The sequence below is a fragment of the Pseudomonas sp. GM102 genome (assembly GCF_000282555.1).
Lineage (GTDB): Bacteria > Pseudomonadota > Gammaproteobacteria > Pseudomonadales > Pseudomonadaceae > Aquipseudomonas.
This window is the reverse complement of record NZ_AKJB01000002.1, coordinates 19140-31876: the sequence shown is the minus strand read 5'-3', so window position 1 is coordinate 31876 and position 12737 is coordinate 19140. Positions and strand designations below refer to the sequence as shown.

Genomic DNA, 12737 nt, shown 5'->3' with positions numbered 1-12737 from the left:
GAGGGCAGAACTACTTGTGGTAAGGGTGGCCGGACAACACTGTCCAGGCACGATACAGCTGTTCGCCGATCAGAATCCGCACCAGCGGGTGCGGCAACGTCAACGGTGACAACGACCAGCGTTGATCCGCCCGGGCACAGACTTCCGGCGCCAGCCCTTCGGGGCCGCCGACCATGAAATTCACCGTGCGCGAGTCCAGCCGCCAGCGATCGAGTTCGACCGCCAGTTGCTCGGTGCTCCAGGGCTTGCCGTGGACTTCGAGGGTGACAATGCGCTCATTCGGCCCGACCTTGGCCAGCATGGCTTCGCCTTCCTGACGGATAAAGCGCGCCACGTCGGCGTTCTTGCCGCGAGTGTTGAGCGGAATTTCCACCAGTTCCAGCGCCAGCTCGGACGGAAGACGCTTGGCATATTCATGCCAGCCTTCTTCCACCCATTTGGGCATGCGTGAACCGACGGCGATCAGTCGCAGTCGCACAGCGTTCCCTTATTGCTGGTCTTTGTTGAGCTTGATGAAATGCTCGTGGGTGTTTTCCGGGCTGTGGTGAGCCGCGTTCAGAGCACGGCTCTGTTCTGCACCAGACCACAGACGCTCCAGGTCGTAAAACTGACGAGCCGAAGCAGTCATCATGTGCACGATGACGTCATCCATGTCCAGCAACACCCAGTCGCTGTCACCCTTGCCTTCTTCACCCAGCGGCTTGACGCCCTGAGCCTTGACGGCCTCGCGGACCTTGTCCAGCATCGCGCCGATCTGGCGGTTGGAAGTACCGGTCGCGATGATCATGAAGTCCGTGATGCTCTGCTTTTCACGAACGTCGATCACCTGAATGTCCTGGGCCTTGACGTCTTCCAGGGCCGCTACGGCAACCTTGACCAGCTCTTCACCGCGCAGCTCCGGTCCGGTGGGGGCCTCTACTGGCAGCGGGGCGCTCTTGAACGTGCCTTTGCGCTTTACTTTGCTTACGTCTTTGTCAGTCATATAAAACTCGTTTTGCTCGTATGTTCGGGCGCTTCGATACACGCATTCACGTGCCTTGAAGCGCACCCTTCTTCAGTTCGACGCACGGTAAAGTCCGTGCGCATCGATGTAGGCCAGGACCGCGTCGGGCACCAGGAAACGTACCGACTTACCGCTGGCCAGCAGTTGACGGATCTGGGTGGCGGATACCGCGAGCGGCGTCTGCCAGACGAATGCAATCTGTCCGCTCGGCCCTTTGAGGGCCAGCGGGTCGCTCACCGAGCGTGCCGCCAACAGATTGCGCAAGGCATCCGGCGGTTCGCTGTCGGCATCCGGGCGTTGCAGCACCAGGATGTGGCAATGCTGGAGCAACTCTTCCCAGCGGTGCCAAGTGGGCAGGCCGCAAAATGCGTCCCAGCCCAAAAGTAGAAAAACCTGGTCTGGGGCGGCCAATTCGGCGCGCATCAGTTCCAGGGTATCGATAGTGTAGGACGGTTTGTCCCGCTGCAATTCGCGGGCGTCCACCACCAACGGTGGCACACCGGCCACCGCGCACTTGACCATCGCCAGACGGTCCTTCGCCGACACCTGCGGCGTGCCGCGATGAGGCGGCCTGGCACTGGGTGTCAGACGCAACTCGTCGAGCGCCAGCGATTCGGCGACTTCCAATGCACCGCGCAAATGGCCGATGTGCACCGGGTCGAAGGTCCCGCCCAGCACGCCAATGCGTCGAGGCTGGGGCTCGCTGGCGGTCACTTGGACTGACGGGTCGAAGTCGCCCAAGTCAGACCGACTCCTGGCCGCGCAACTGACCGTCACCGACCACGATGTACTTCTCGCAGGTCAGCCCTTCAAGGCCCACCGGGCCGCGGGCGTGCAGCTTATCAGTAGAAATGCCAATCTCGGCACCCAATCCGTATTCGAAGCCATCGGCGAAGCACGTCGGCGTGTTGATCATTACCGAAGACGAATCGACTTCAGCCACGAAACGCCGGGTGTCGGCCAGGTTTTCGCTGACGATCGAATCGGTGTGATGGGAGCCGTACTTGTTAATGTGCTCGATGGCCTGATCCAGACCGTCGACCACGCGAATCGAAAGGATCGGCGCCAGGTATTCGGTGTGCCAGTCTTCATCAGTGGCCGCAACAGCCTCGATGATTGCCCGGGTGCGTTCGCAACCACGCAGTTCGACGCCTTTTTCGCGGAACTGGGCAGCCATCGACGGCAGAAACTCATTGGCGACTGCCTGATCCACCAGCAGGGTTTCCATGGCGCCACAGATACCGTAACGGTAAGTCTTGGCATTGAACGCAATGCGCTGGGCTTTCGGCAGATCGGCGTGGGCGCTGACGTAGACGTGACAAATGCCGTCCAGGTGCTTGATCACGGGCACGCGGGCATCGCGACTGACCCGTTCGATGAGGCCACGGCCGCCGCGGGGCACGATAACGTCGACGTATTCCGGCATGGTGATCAATGCGCCGACAGCAGCACGGTCGGTGGTTTCGACCACTTGCACTACGGCGGCCGGCAGACCGGCCTCGGCCAGGCCGCGCTGGATGCAGGCGGCAATGGCACGGTTGGAATGAATCGCCTCGGAGCCGCCACGCAGGATGGTCGCGTTGCCTGACTTAAGGCACAGGCTGGCGGCATCGATGGTCACGTTCGGCCGTGATTCGTAGATGATCCCGATCACGCCCAATGGCACGCGCATCTTGCCGACCTGGATACCAGACGGGCGATAACTCATGTCGCGGATCGCACCCACCGGGTCCGGCAGTGCCGCGACCTGACGCAAACCGACGATCATGCCGTCGATGCGCTCCGGGGTCAGTGCCAGGCGTTCCAGCAGAGCAGGCTCCAGACCGTTGGCGCGGCCGGCGGCCAAATCCAGTTCATTGGCAGCCGTCAGTTCGGCGCGTGCAGCGTCCAGTGCATTGGCCGCCGCCTGCAAGGCGCGGTTTTTCTGCGCGGTGCTGGCACGGCCGATCACGCGGGAAGCTTCGCGGGCGGCGCGACCCAAACGGGTCATGTAGTCAAGAACGGACTCAGTCATGGTCTGCAATGGTCTTTGCTAAGGTCTTGGTAAAGAGTAAAGCGGCAGATTATAGCTGTCGCGTCCCGGGACTAACAGCGGTGACGGGCGGATGGTCGAAATGGAGGGCAATTTGCCGACGTTCAGCCGTGATTAAGTTGCATATTGTTATCATCACGACTCAATCAGCCCTGATAAACGCTGTTCATCATGACCAACCTGCCTGTTTCTGCATCCACTACGCGCCAGCCCACGGGGCTGCCGGATGCATTTTTTGACCGCGACGCCCAAACGCTGGCCCGGGATTTACTGGGCAAAATCATCCGCCATAAGGTCGGCGACCTGTGGCTCAGTGCCCGGATCATCGAAACCGAAGCCTATTACTGCGAAGAAAAAGGCAGCCACGCCTCCCTTGGCTACACAGAAAAGCGTAAGGCTTTGTTTCTGGATGGCGGCCACATCTATATGTATTACGCCCGCGGCGGCGATTCGTTGAACTTCAGCGCTCAGGGCCCCGGCAACGCAGTGTTGATCAAATCCGCCTATCCATGGGTCGACGAACTGAGCGGGCCGGCGAGCCTGGCGCAAATGCTATTGAACAATCCCGATGCCCGGGGCCGCCCTCGCCCCTCGCAAAAGCTGTGTGCCGGGCAGACGCTGCTTTGCAAGGCACTGGGGCTGAAGGTGCCAGTCTGGGACGCCAAACGCTTCGACCATGAAGTGCTGCTGGTGGAAGATGTCGGGCCAGCGCCCGGCCACATCATCCAGACCACACGCCTGGGCATTCCCCACGGGCGCGACGAACATTTGATGTACCGTTTCGTCGATGCGGCTTATGCGCCTTATTGCACGCGCAACCCATTGCGCCGGGGACAAGTCGAAGGGCGCGATTATTTTTTGTTGTCCTGACAGCTGCTGAATCTTGATGCAAAGGAGATCCTTGTGGGAGCGGGCTTGCCCGCGATAGGGCCATACCGGTCGACATCAATGCTGACTGTCCCGGCGCCATCGCGGGCAAGCCCGCTCCCACAGGGTTTTATGGTGTTGTTTAAATTGTGTTCGCCCACCAAGGGCCAATTGAATCAGATGGAGTTGTTTTTATGGGCCCATGGCTCGATAGCGTGACCGGTTGGCTGACGGTCAATCCGCAGTGGTTGGCCGCGGCAGTGTTCATAGTGGCTTGCATTGAATGCCTGGCGATTGCCGGACTGATCGTGCCCGGCACAGTTTTGCTGTTTGCCGTGGCGGTGCTGGCCGGCAGTGGCGCATTGTCATTGGGTGAAACGCTGCTACTGGGTTTCCTCGGCGGCGTGCTGGGCGATATCGTTTCGTACTTTTTAGGACGACATTTCCACCAGAACATCCGTCGCCTGCCGGGATTGCGCCATCATCCGGAATGGATGGCCGGGGCCGAGGCGTATTTCCAGCGTTATGGCATCGCCAGCCTGTTGGTCGGCCGCTTTATCGGCCCCTTGCGGCCGATGCTACCGATGGTTGCCGGGATGTGCGACATGCCCTTCCCGCGCTTCGCCGTCGTCAGCCTGTTGGCTGCCGCGGGCTGGAGCCTCGCCTATCTCCTGCCGGGCTGGGCCACCGGGGCGGCAATCCGCCTGCCATTGCCGGAAGGTTTCTGGCTTGAAGCCGGGATTGTCGCCGGCAGCATTGCGGTGATGGTCGGTCTGAGCGCAAACAGCAGCCTGCGCCGCCATCGCCGGGCGACCATCTGGATCAGCAGCATGAGCCTGTCGATCCTGATCGGTCTGTTCATTGGCTATCCGCACCTGACCGCCCTCGACCAAGGATTGATGACCCTGATACAGGAACACCGCAGCCCGGCGCTCGATGAAGTGGCGGTGGTGTTCACGTTGATTGGCGAATTCCGCAACATGTTTATGCTCAGCGCGCTGCTGACCGTCTTGCTGTTGCTGACACGACAATGGCGACACGCGCTCTTCGCCGGCTGCACCCTGCTGTTCACCGCTCTGGGCAACACCGCGACCAAGCACTTTTTTGCCCGCGTGCGCCCGGAAGTGCTGAGTGATCCACTGACCAGCTACAGCATGCCCAGCGGCCATGCCTCGGGCTCTTTCGCATTGTTCTTGACGCTCGCGGTGCTGGCCGGGCGCGGACAACCGCCGCGCATGCGCCTGACCTGGTTATTGGTGGGCTGCTTGCCGGCGCTGATGATTGCCTTGTCACGGGTGTACCTGGGTGCGCACTGGCCGACCGATGTACTGGCCGGCGCGATGTTGGCGGCGTGCGTGTGTGCGGCGAGCCTGTGGCTGAGTCAGCGTCAGTCAACGCTCAACGCCATGCCACCGAAAATCTGGTGGCTGGTACTGCCGTCGTTGGTGGCGTTGTTCGGTTTCTTTGTATTGAGGCATATGCCGCATGCGATGTTGAGATACGCGTACTGAAAAGATCAAAAGATCAAAAGATCGCAGCCTTCGGCAGCTCCTACAGGGTGTACGCCAATTTAATGTAGGAGCTGCCGAAGGCTGCGATCTTTTTAGCGCACGTCAGGTAAACAACTCACCCTGCAACTCATCCAGTAACGCCTGAATCGCATCCAGGCGCTGCTGCGGATCATCAAGTTGCAGCAGGTCTATCTTGTCCACCTCGGCAAACGGCAACAGATACGCCAACTGGTTGGCCAGCGACTGTTGCCCCGTCGCTTCGGTGCCCATGCTCAGCGCTTCGACCATCGGGTGTTCCGCCAAAGCCTTGAGCAGCGCGACCAGGTCGGCGTCCTCATCCTGTAGCGGTTGCTCGGGCTCGTCTTCCAGCCACTCGACGTCGGCAACGATCAACTGGTCGCGCTGCACCTCGGTGCGCACCACATGAAAACGCCGCCCGCCCTTCACCCGAATGCCCAGCAGGCCATTGTCCTGCTGGTGGAAGTCGGTGATCAGCGCCTCGCACCCCACCCGTGCGTAGCCTTCGGGGGCGATGCCGACTTCTTCGCCGTCGAGGATGCACACCACGCCGAAGCCGCCGCCCTGTTTCATGCAGCGACCGATCATGTCCAGGTAGCGCGCCTCGAAGATCTGCAAGTCGAGGATGCAATCCGGAAACAACACCGTGTTCAGCGGAAAAAGCGGCAGACTCATAGACATTTCCTTACACCACCATCGACACCGCCAACGGCAGGAACACCGCCGTGGCCACGCCCATCAGACTCATCGCCAGTGCCGCAAAGGCACCGCACTCTTCACTTTCCTGCAAGGCCACCGAAGTGCCGACGGCGTGGGCGGTCATGCCCAGGGCCATGCCGCGGGCCTCCGGGCTGTGGACACCGAGGCGGGTCAAAAGACTCGGCCCGAAGATCGCCCCAATCACTCCGGTAATCAACACGAACACCGCCGCCAACGCCGCGACGCCACCAATCTGCTCCGCCACCAGCATGGCAATCGGCGAGGTGACCGATTTGGGCGCCATGGTCATCAGGATCATGTGTTCGGCACCGAACCACCAGCCCAGCAACACCCCCATGCCCGTGGCGACTACACCACCTATCACCAGCGTAGTAAATATCGGCCAGAACAACTGCCGGATCCGTCGCAGGTTGAGGTACAGCGGTACCGCCAGCGCAACAGTGGCCGGCCCGAGCAAGATGCTGAGGATCTCGGTGCTCTTGCGGTATTCGGCGTAGCTCAGGCCGCAACCCACCAGGACAACGATGACCAGCAACATGGAGACCAGAACTGGTTGCAGAAAAATCCAGCGGGTTTTCTCGTATGCCGCCAGCACCAATTGATACGCGCCCAACGTAATGCCGATACCGAACAATGGATGATGAATCACCGACGCCCAGGCGCCGTGCCAATCGAAAATCATTGGTCGTCCTCATGATGAGCGTGAGGCTTGACCAGGCGCTGCATCAATACGCCGGCGAAGGCCATCGATAGCAGCAGCGACAACACCAACGCACCGGTGATCGCCCAGAAATCCGCGGCAATGTCGGCGGCGTAAACCATCACGCCCACGGCCGGTGGCACCAGCAGCAACGGCAGGTAACGCAACAGGCTGCTGGCAGCGAGGTTCAGGGGTTCACCGACTTGACCGCGGATAATCAGATATCCCAGCAACAGCAACAGGCCAATGATCGGCCCCGGCAGTACCGGCAAAAACAGATGATTGAGGGCGGTGCCAAGCAATTGAAACAGCACCAGCCAAGTCAGGCCACGTAACAACATCCACACCTCCCGCGCGCGTTCCCCACAAAGAAGGGGCCCGGCATTATAAGCACGCCAACGCTATGAATCGGCATTCGCCAAAAGCATGGACAGTTGACCGGAGCAATTTGCCATGTTGATCTAAAGTGGTTCGCAGGGAGGTCAAATCCCCCCACCCGAAAACTATAAAACCGATGACCCAAGGAGAGTCTCAATGCCCTATGTTCCAGTTGCAGAGCTCAAAGATTATGTCGGCAAGGAACTCGGACGTTCCGAATGGCTCACCATCGACCAGGAACGCATCAACCTGTTCGCAGAAGCCACAGGTGATTATCAGTTCATCCATGTCGACCCGGTCAAAGCCGCGCAAACACCTTTTGGCAGCACCATCGCCCATGGTTTCCTGTCGTTGTCGCTGATCCCCAAACTGATGGAAGACATCCTCATCCTGCCCGAAGGCGCAAAGATGGTAGTCAACTATGGTCTGGACAGCGTGCGTTTCATCCAGCCTGTGAAGGTCAATTCCAGGGTTCGACTCAAGGTTGACATGAACGACGTCATCGAGAAGAAACCCGGCCAATGGTTGCTCAAGGCAACCGCCACGCTTGAAATCGAAGGGTCGGACAAACCGGCATATATCGCCGAGCCACTGTCCCTCTGCTTCGTGTAAAGCATCCCGGATGCGAAGCAGCTCACGCTGTTTCGCGCCGTGTCTGTGCCGTGTCTCTATAAATGCGACACATAGCTGCGGCATACTCGGTCGCCTAATTGCCCGGATCCCGCTATGCGCCCACTTGCACTCCTTGCTCTGACCCTGCTGCTCACCGCTTGCGGCGATGGCGAATCGCTGTTGCCCCCCGATGCCCGCCTGCCGGACGGCGGACGCTATCGCGGTGATCTGGTCAATGGTTTGCTGCAAGGTGAAGGCCGCATCGATTACCCGAACGGCAGTTGGTACGCCGGCCAGTTCGACAAAGGCCAATGGCATGGCCAGGGCGAATGGCATGGCAGCAATGGCGAGGTCTATCGCGGGCAATTCCAGCAAGGGCTATTCGACGGCCAAGGCACGCTGACCACCACTGGCAGCAGCTACACCGGCGGTTTCAAGGCGGGCAGACGCGACGGTGAAGGCACCCTCAAAGAAAACGCCATGACTTACCGCGGCGAATTCAAGGCCGATCAATATTCAGGGCTCGGTCGTCTGGAACTCGCAGACGGCAGCCAGTACCAGGGTCAATTCGCCCACGGCAAACCCAACGGCGAAGGCCAGCGCAGCGATGCCAGCGGCAATCAGTTCACCGGGCACTTCGTTAACGGCCAGCTGGAAGGCAATGGCACCTTTAACAGCGCCGATGGCGATATCTATGTCGGCGGTTTCAAGAACAATCAACTGCACGGCAAGGGCCGCTACGAGAACGCCGATGGCGATGTCTGGCTCGGTCAGTTCAAGGAAGGCGTGCTCAGCGGCAAGGGCGAGCTGATTGGTGCCGATGGCAGTCACTACATCGGTCACTTCAGCGATTGGCGTTTCACCGGTCAGGGTCGCTTGAACCTGGCCGATGGCAGTTTCTATGTTGGCCAGTTCGATGGCGACAACTATCAGGGCCGAGGTACTTTGGTGCTGACCGATGGCACGGTGCAGAGCGGCACCTGGGTCAATAGTCAGCGCGTGCGCGACGCCGACGGCAAGCTGCTGCCCGACCCTCTCGAACTCGGCTTGTTGGCCCAGGGGCGCTTGCTCGACGATGCACTGGCCAACGTCCCGGCCTCGACCCCGGCGGTCGAACTGTACACCTTGACCCTGGGCGGCGACGGCAAGCAGAGCGTGTTCCTGCGCGAGTCCGACTACGTCGCCAACATGCTCGCCAGCCGTTTCGGCGCCTTCGGCCAGATCCGCCTGGTCAACCATCGCGACCACCTGGGCGACCGGCCGATGGCCACTCGGGAAAACCTGCGCCGCGCCGCCCAGACCCTGGCCGAACGCAGCGGCCCGGAAGACTTGCTGTTCATTTACCTGACCAGCCACGGCTCCAGTGAACACGAACTGGTGCTCGACCAGCCCCGCATGGAACTGGCCGACCTGCCGGCCGATGAGCTCGCCGCCGTCCTCGCCCCCCTGAAGAAGCGTGACAAGATCATCGTGATTTCATCCTGCTATTCCGGTGGTTTCATCCCCGCTCTCAAGGACGAACGCACCCTGATCATGACCGCTTCGCGCGCCGATCGAGTGTCCTTTGGATGTTCGGAGGAAGCCAACTTCACTTATTTCGGCGACGCGCTGTTCGCCCAGGCGCTGAACCAGACCGACGATCTGGAGCAAGCCTTCAAACTGGCCAGCGCCACCGTGGCCGAGCGTGAACTGGCCGACAGCTTCGAAGCTTCCGAGCCACAGATCTGGGCGCCGAAAACCGTTCTCAGTCATTGGCAGTTGTTGCGTAAACAACAGGCACGAAAGGCACTGCAAAGTGTCTCTATCAGCAAGGATGAAAAGAGCAACTAAGCTGAATAGTATCAAGGGGGAATGACTATGTACTTGACGCCTCAGCATGTATTGCTTGCCGGAGCTACCGGGTTAACCGGTGAACATTTGCTTGACCGTCTACTCAACGAGCCAACGATTACACGGGTATTAGCCCCCTCACGCCGGCCACTGGCCGAGCATCCTCACCTGGAAAACCCGGTTGGCGACCCGGCGGTGTTTTTGCCCCAATTGAACGGTCGCGTCGACATTGCCTACTGCTGCCTCGGCACCACGATCAAGCAGGCCGGCTCCGAGCAAGCGTTTCGCGCGGTGGACCTGGACATGGTCGTGGCCTTCGCCAAACGTGCGCGGGAAATGGGCGCACGGCACTTGATCGTGATCAGCGCCTTGGGTGCCGATCGCAGATCCTCGATTTTCTACAACCGGGTCAAAGGCGAGATGGAACACGCATTGCGCGCTCAGAATTGGCCGCAGCTGACCATTTGCCGGCCTTCGCTGTTGCTGGGCGATCGCGTCGAGCCGCGACTGGGCGAGCGGGTTGCCGGCCCATTGTCGAAATTGATTCCGGGCAAATACCACGGCATCGAAGCCTGCCAACTGGCCCGCGCCATGTGGCGCCTGGCGCTGGAAGAGCAGGATGGCGTGCGGATTGTCGAGTCGGATGAGTTGCGCAAATTGGGCAAGTAATTCAGCGGACCTGTGGCGAGGGGGCTTGCCCCCGTTCGGCTGCGAAGCAGCCGCAAATCCAGGCGATTCAGTGCAGCTGAAGAAACGGAGGGCCGCTGCGCGACCCAACGGGGGCAAGCCCCCTCGCCACAGGGCTTTTTACAATCCGCCAGTCGCTTGAAAACTCACGCCAATCACCGTCAACAACGACAGCGGCAACAGCAGTGTGTCGAGCAATGCACTGGCCGGCAGGTCAACAGCCGGATAACTCGGCGCTTCGGCGCCAAATCTGTCCATGGCGCAGCAGCCGCCATTCAGCGCATACAAATCCAGACGCGTCCCCGAATACACCACCGGCGCTCCAGGCTTGGCCGCATCAAGGGTGCGCGCGGTGGCGCAGCCCGCCAATTGCAAAGCCAGCAGGATAATCAGCAGCTTATTCATCACTGCTCAAATGGTGTTCGCCCCAACGCGGCAGCATGTCTTGCGGGATATTCAAACAGTTGAGAATTCGCGCCACGACAAAGTCGATCAAGTCATCAATGGTCTGCGGCTGGTGATAGAAGCCCGGTGACGCCGGCAGAATAGTCACGCCCATGTTGGACAGCTTGAGCATGTTCTCCAGATGAATGCTCGAATACGGCGCCTCGCGCGGTACCAGAATCAGCTGGCGGCGCTCCTTCAAGGTCACGTCGGCCGCCCGTTCGATCAAGTTATTGCAGGCCCCGGTCGCGATAGCCGACAAGGTTCCGGTGGAACACGGCACCACCACCATCGCCGCTGGCGAGCCAGAGCCCGAAGCCACCGGCGACATCCAGTCTTCCTTGCCATATACCCGAATCTGCCCGGCGGCGGCGCCGGTGTATTCAGTGAGGAAGGCTTGCATCATCTGCGGTTTCGACGGCAGCGAGACATCGGTCTCGGTGGCCATCACCAGTTGCGCGGCCTTGGAAATCAGGAAGTGCACCTCGCGGTCTTCACGCACCAGGCAGTCGAGCAGGCGCAAGCCGTACTGGGCGCCCGAAGCGCCGGTCATCGCCAGCGTGATGCGTTCCGGACCGTTGTTCATTGCAGCGCCTCGGCCAATTTGCCGTGCAGGCCGCCGAAGCCGCCGTTGCTCATGATCACCACGTGAGTGCCGGGCTGAGCCTGGCTCTTCACGCGCTCGATGATGCCTTCCAGCGAATCGCTGACGATCGACGGCACGGTGCACAACGCCGCAGTGGCGCCCAGGTCCCAACCGAGGTTGGCTGGCGAATACCAGATCACCTGATCGGCATCGACCACACTTTCCGGCAAGCCATCGCGGTGAGCGCCGAGCTTCATGGAGTTGGAGCGCGGCTCGATGATCGCGATCAGCGGCGCATCGCCAATACGTTTGCGCAGACCGTCGAGGGTGGTGGCGATGGCGGTCGGGTGGTGAGCGAAATCGTCGTAAATGGTGATGCCACGGACTTCCGCGACTTTTTCCATCCGGCGCTTCACGCTTTTGAACGCGCTCAGTGCCGCTATACCCATCGACGGTACTACGCCGACGTGACGCGCAGCGGCCAAGGTGGCCAAGGCGTTGGCGACGTTGTGTTGACCGGTCATGTCCCACTCGACCACGCCTTGAACGGCGCCTTCGAACATTACTTCGAATTTCGAACCGTCTTCACTGAGCAGTTTGACTTGCCACTGACCGCCGGCACCGGTGGTTTGCACCGGGGTCCAGCAGCCCATTTCGATGACGCGCAGCAAGGCCGGCTCGGTGGTCGGATGAATCACCAGGCCTTCACTCGGGATGGTCCGAACCAAATGGTGGAACTGCCGCTCGATGGCCGGCAGATCGGGGAAGATATCAGCGTGATCGAACTCAAGATTATTCAGGATCGCCGTGCGCGGACGGTAGTGAACGAATTTCGAGCGCTTGTCGAAGAACGCGCTGTCGTATTCGTCGGCTTCGATCACGAAGAACGGCGTGCCGCCCAAACGCGCCGACACCGAGAAATTCTGCGGCACGCCGCCGATCAGGAACCCCGGGCTCATGCCCGCGTGCTCCAGGACCCAGGCAAGCATGCTGCTGGTGGTGGTTTTGCCGTGAGTGCCGGCAACCGCCAGCACCCAGCGGCCTTGCAACACGTGATCGGCAAGCCATTGCGGGCCGGAGACGTACGGCAGGCCCTTGTTCAGCACGTATTCGACGGCCGGGTTGCCGCGGGACATGGCATTGCCGATCACCACCAGGTCCGGGGCCGGATCGAGCTGCGCCGGGTCGTAACCTTGGGTCAACTCAATGCCCTGGGCTTGCAGCTGAGTGCTCATTGGCGGATAGACGTTGGCATCGGAGCCCGTCACGTGATGGCCCAGCTCTTTGGCCAGAACCGCCATCGAACCCATGAAAGTGCCGCAAATACCAAGAATATGAATGTGCATAGT

The 12737-nt window shown here is 60.5% G+C and carries 15 protein-coding genes; 5 read left to right on the top strand and 10 right to left on the bottom strand.

Annotated elements, in window-relative coordinates; translation table 11 throughout:
* Positions 1 to 10 precede the first annotated feature (10 nt).
* The 4 genes from rlmH to PMI18_RS28595 form a co-directional block, all read right to left on the bottom strand.
* Entirely contained in the window at positions 11 to 478 is a 468-nt protein-coding gene (gene rlmH / locus PMI18_RS28580) for a 23S rRNA (pseudouridine(1915)-N(3))-methyltransferase RlmH (RefSeq protein WP_003185785.1), read from the bottom strand.
* A 9-nt stretch (positions 479 to 487) separates the two neighbouring features.
* Positions 488 to 982 carry a ribosome silencing factor gene (rsfS, locus tag PMI18_RS28585; protein ID WP_007894356.1) on the bottom strand — a complete coding sequence of 165 codons (495 nt, stop codon included), beginning with the start codon at positions 980 to 982 and terminating at the stop codon, positions 488 to 490.
* A gap of 72 nt (positions 983 to 1054) precedes the next feature.
* Complete coding sequence (gene nadD / locus PMI18_RS28590) at positions 1055 to 1744, bottom strand: nicotinate-nucleotide adenylyltransferase (protein WP_007894355.1); 690 nt, start codon at positions 1742 to 1744, stop codon at positions 1055 to 1057.
* A gap of 1 nt (position 1745) precedes the next feature.
* Positions 1746 to 3017, bottom strand: coding sequence for a glutamate-5-semialdehyde dehydrogenase (locus PMI18_RS28595; RefSeq protein ID WP_007894354.1), 1272 nt, complete (start codon positions 3015 to 3017; stop codon positions 1746 to 1748).
* Positions 3018 to 3206: 189 nt separating this feature from the next.
* On the opposite strand from PMI18_RS28595, the gene PMI18_RS28600 reads away from it, so the two are divergent.
* Together PMI18_RS28600 and PMI18_RS28605 are read left to right on the top strand one after the other, a co-directional pair.
* The gene (locus PMI18_RS28600) at positions 3207 to 3905 is read left to right on the top strand and encodes a DNA-3-methyladenine glycosylase (RefSeq protein ID WP_007894353.1); all 699 of its coding nucleotides are present in this window, start codon (positions 3207 to 3209) and stop codon (positions 3903 to 3905) included.
* A gap of 191 nt (positions 3906 to 4096) precedes the next feature.
* Positions 4097 to 5413: a bifunctional DedA family/phosphatase PAP2 family protein gene (locus tag PMI18_RS28605; RefSeq protein ID WP_007894352.1), complete on the top strand. Its 1317-nt coding sequence runs from the start codon at positions 4097 to 4099 to the stop codon at positions 5411 to 5413.
* Positions 5414 to 5515: 102 nt separating this feature from the next.
* Here the strand turns inward: PMI18_RS28605 and PMI18_RS28610 are convergent, their stop codons facing one another.
* The 3 genes from PMI18_RS28610 to PMI18_RS28620 are packed head-to-tail and all read right to left on the bottom strand — an operon-like array spanning position 5516 to position 7192.
* Entirely contained in the window at positions 5516 to 6106 is a 591-nt protein-coding gene (locus PMI18_RS28610; protein WP_007894351.1) for an LON peptidase substrate-binding domain-containing protein, read from the bottom strand.
* 10 nt (positions 6107 to 6116) lie between these two features.
* The gene (locus PMI18_RS28615) at positions 6117 to 6833 is read right to left on the bottom strand and encodes an LrgB family protein (protein ID WP_007894349.1); all 717 of its coding nucleotides are present in this window, start codon (positions 6831 to 6833) and stop codon (positions 6117 to 6119) included.
* Positions 6830 to 7192 (bottom strand): CidA/LrgA family protein, encoded by a 363-nt coding sequence (locus PMI18_RS28620; protein WP_007894348.1) that lies wholly within the window; start codon positions 7190 to 7192, stop codon positions 6830 to 6832. Before PMI18_RS28620 ends, PMI18_RS28615 begins: the two co-directional genes overlap by 4 nt.
* Positions 7193 to 7385: 193 nt before the next feature.
* On the opposite strand from PMI18_RS28620, the gene PMI18_RS28625 reads away from it, so the two are divergent.
* The 3 genes from PMI18_RS28625 (at position 7386) to PMI18_RS28635 (ending at position 10340) form a co-directional block, all read left to right on the top strand.
* Positions 7386 to 7841 (top strand): MaoC family dehydratase, encoded by a 456-nt coding sequence (locus PMI18_RS28625; RefSeq protein WP_007894347.1) that lies wholly within the window; start codon positions 7386 to 7388, stop codon positions 7839 to 7841.
* A 114-nt stretch (positions 7842 to 7955) separates the two neighbouring features.
* Positions 7956 to 9671, top strand: a complete 1716-nt coding sequence (locus tag PMI18_RS28630) for a C13 family peptidase (RefSeq protein ID WP_007894346.1) — start codon at positions 7956 to 7958, stop codon at positions 9669 to 9671.
* Between the two features lie 27 nt (positions 9672 to 9698).
* A complete protein-coding gene (locus PMI18_RS28635) occupies positions 9699 to 10340 on the top strand; it encodes an oxidoreductase (RefSeq protein WP_007894345.1) in 642 nt (213 codons plus the stop codon).
* Positions 10341 to 10478: 138 nt separating this feature from the next.
* Here the strand turns inward: PMI18_RS28635 and PMI18_RS28640 are convergent, their stop codons facing one another.
* The 3 genes from PMI18_RS28640 to mpl are packed head-to-tail and all read right to left on the bottom strand — an operon-like array spanning position 10479 to position 12734.
* On the bottom strand, positions 10479 to 10763 hold the full coding sequence (locus tag PMI18_RS28640; protein ID WP_007894344.1) for a YceK/YidQ family lipoprotein: 285 nt from the start codon (positions 10761 to 10763) through the stop codon (positions 10479 to 10481).
* On the bottom strand, positions 10756 to 11388 hold the full coding sequence (gene ubiX / locus PMI18_RS28645) for a flavin prenyltransferase UbiX (protein WP_007894343.1): 633 nt from the start codon (positions 11386 to 11388) through the stop codon (positions 10756 to 10758). Before ubiX ends, PMI18_RS28640 begins: the two co-directional genes overlap by 8 nt.
* Entirely contained in the window at positions 11385 to 12734 is a 1350-nt protein-coding gene (gene mpl, locus PMI18_RS28650) for a UDP-N-acetylmuramate:L-alanyl-gamma-D-glutamyl-meso-diaminopimelate ligase (protein WP_007894342.1), read from the bottom strand. The genes ubiX and mpl overlap by 4 nt, the downstream gene beginning before the upstream one ends.
* Positions 12735 to 12737 lie beyond the last annotated feature (3 nt).

What these genes read in the sequence shown, in the direction of transcription:
- PMI18_RS28595 (WP_007894354.1), bottom strand. Translation starts at nt 3,017, where the DNA reads ATGACTGAGTCCGTTCTTGACTACATGACCCGTTTGGGTCGCGCCGCC.
- PMI18_RS28620 (WP_007894348.1), bottom strand. Translation starts at nt 7,192, where the DNA reads ATGTTGTTACGTGGCCTGACTTGGCTGGTGCTGTTTCAATTGCTTGGC.
- PMI18_RS28615 (WP_007894349.1), bottom strand. Translation starts at nt 6,833, where the DNA reads ATGATTTTCGATTGGCACGGCGCCTGGGCGTCGGTGATTCATCATCCA.
- PMI18_RS28635 (WP_007894345.1), top strand. Translation starts at nt 9,699, where the DNA reads ATGTACTTGACGCCTCAGCATGTATTGCTTGCCGGAGCTACCGGGTTA.
- mpl (WP_007894342.1), bottom strand. Translation starts at nt 12,734, where the DNA reads ATGCACATTCATATTCTTGGTATTTGCGGCACTTTCATGGGTTCGATG.
- rsfS (WP_007894356.1), bottom strand. Translation starts at nt 982, where the DNA reads ATGACTGACAAAGACGTAAGCAAAGTAAAGCGCAAAGGCACGTTCAAG.
- PMI18_RS28630 (WP_007894346.1), top strand. Translation starts at nt 7,956, where the DNA reads ATGCGCCCACTTGCACTCCTTGCTCTGACCCTGCTGCTCACCGCTTGC.
- ubiX (WP_007894343.1), bottom strand. Translation starts at nt 11,388, where the DNA reads ATGAACAACGGTCCGGAACGCATCACGCTGGCGATGACCGGCGCTTCG.
- PMI18_RS28605 (WP_007894352.1), top strand. Translation starts at nt 4,097, where the DNA reads ATGGGCCCATGGCTCGATAGCGTGACCGGTTGGCTGACGGTCAATCCG.
- PMI18_RS28600 (WP_007894353.1), top strand. Translation starts at nt 3,207, where the DNA reads ATGACCAACCTGCCTGTTTCTGCATCCACTACGCGCCAGCCCACGGGG.
- PMI18_RS28610 (WP_007894351.1), bottom strand. Translation starts at nt 6,106, where the DNA reads ATGAGTCTGCCGCTTTTTCCGCTGAACACGGTGTTGTTTCCGGATTGC.
- PMI18_RS28640 (WP_007894344.1), bottom strand. Translation starts at nt 10,763, where the DNA reads ATGAATAAGCTGCTGATTATCCTGCTGGCTTTGCAATTGGCGGGCTGC.
- PMI18_RS28625 (WP_007894347.1), top strand. Translation starts at nt 7,386, where the DNA reads ATGCCCTATGTTCCAGTTGCAGAGCTCAAAGATTATGTCGGCAAGGAA.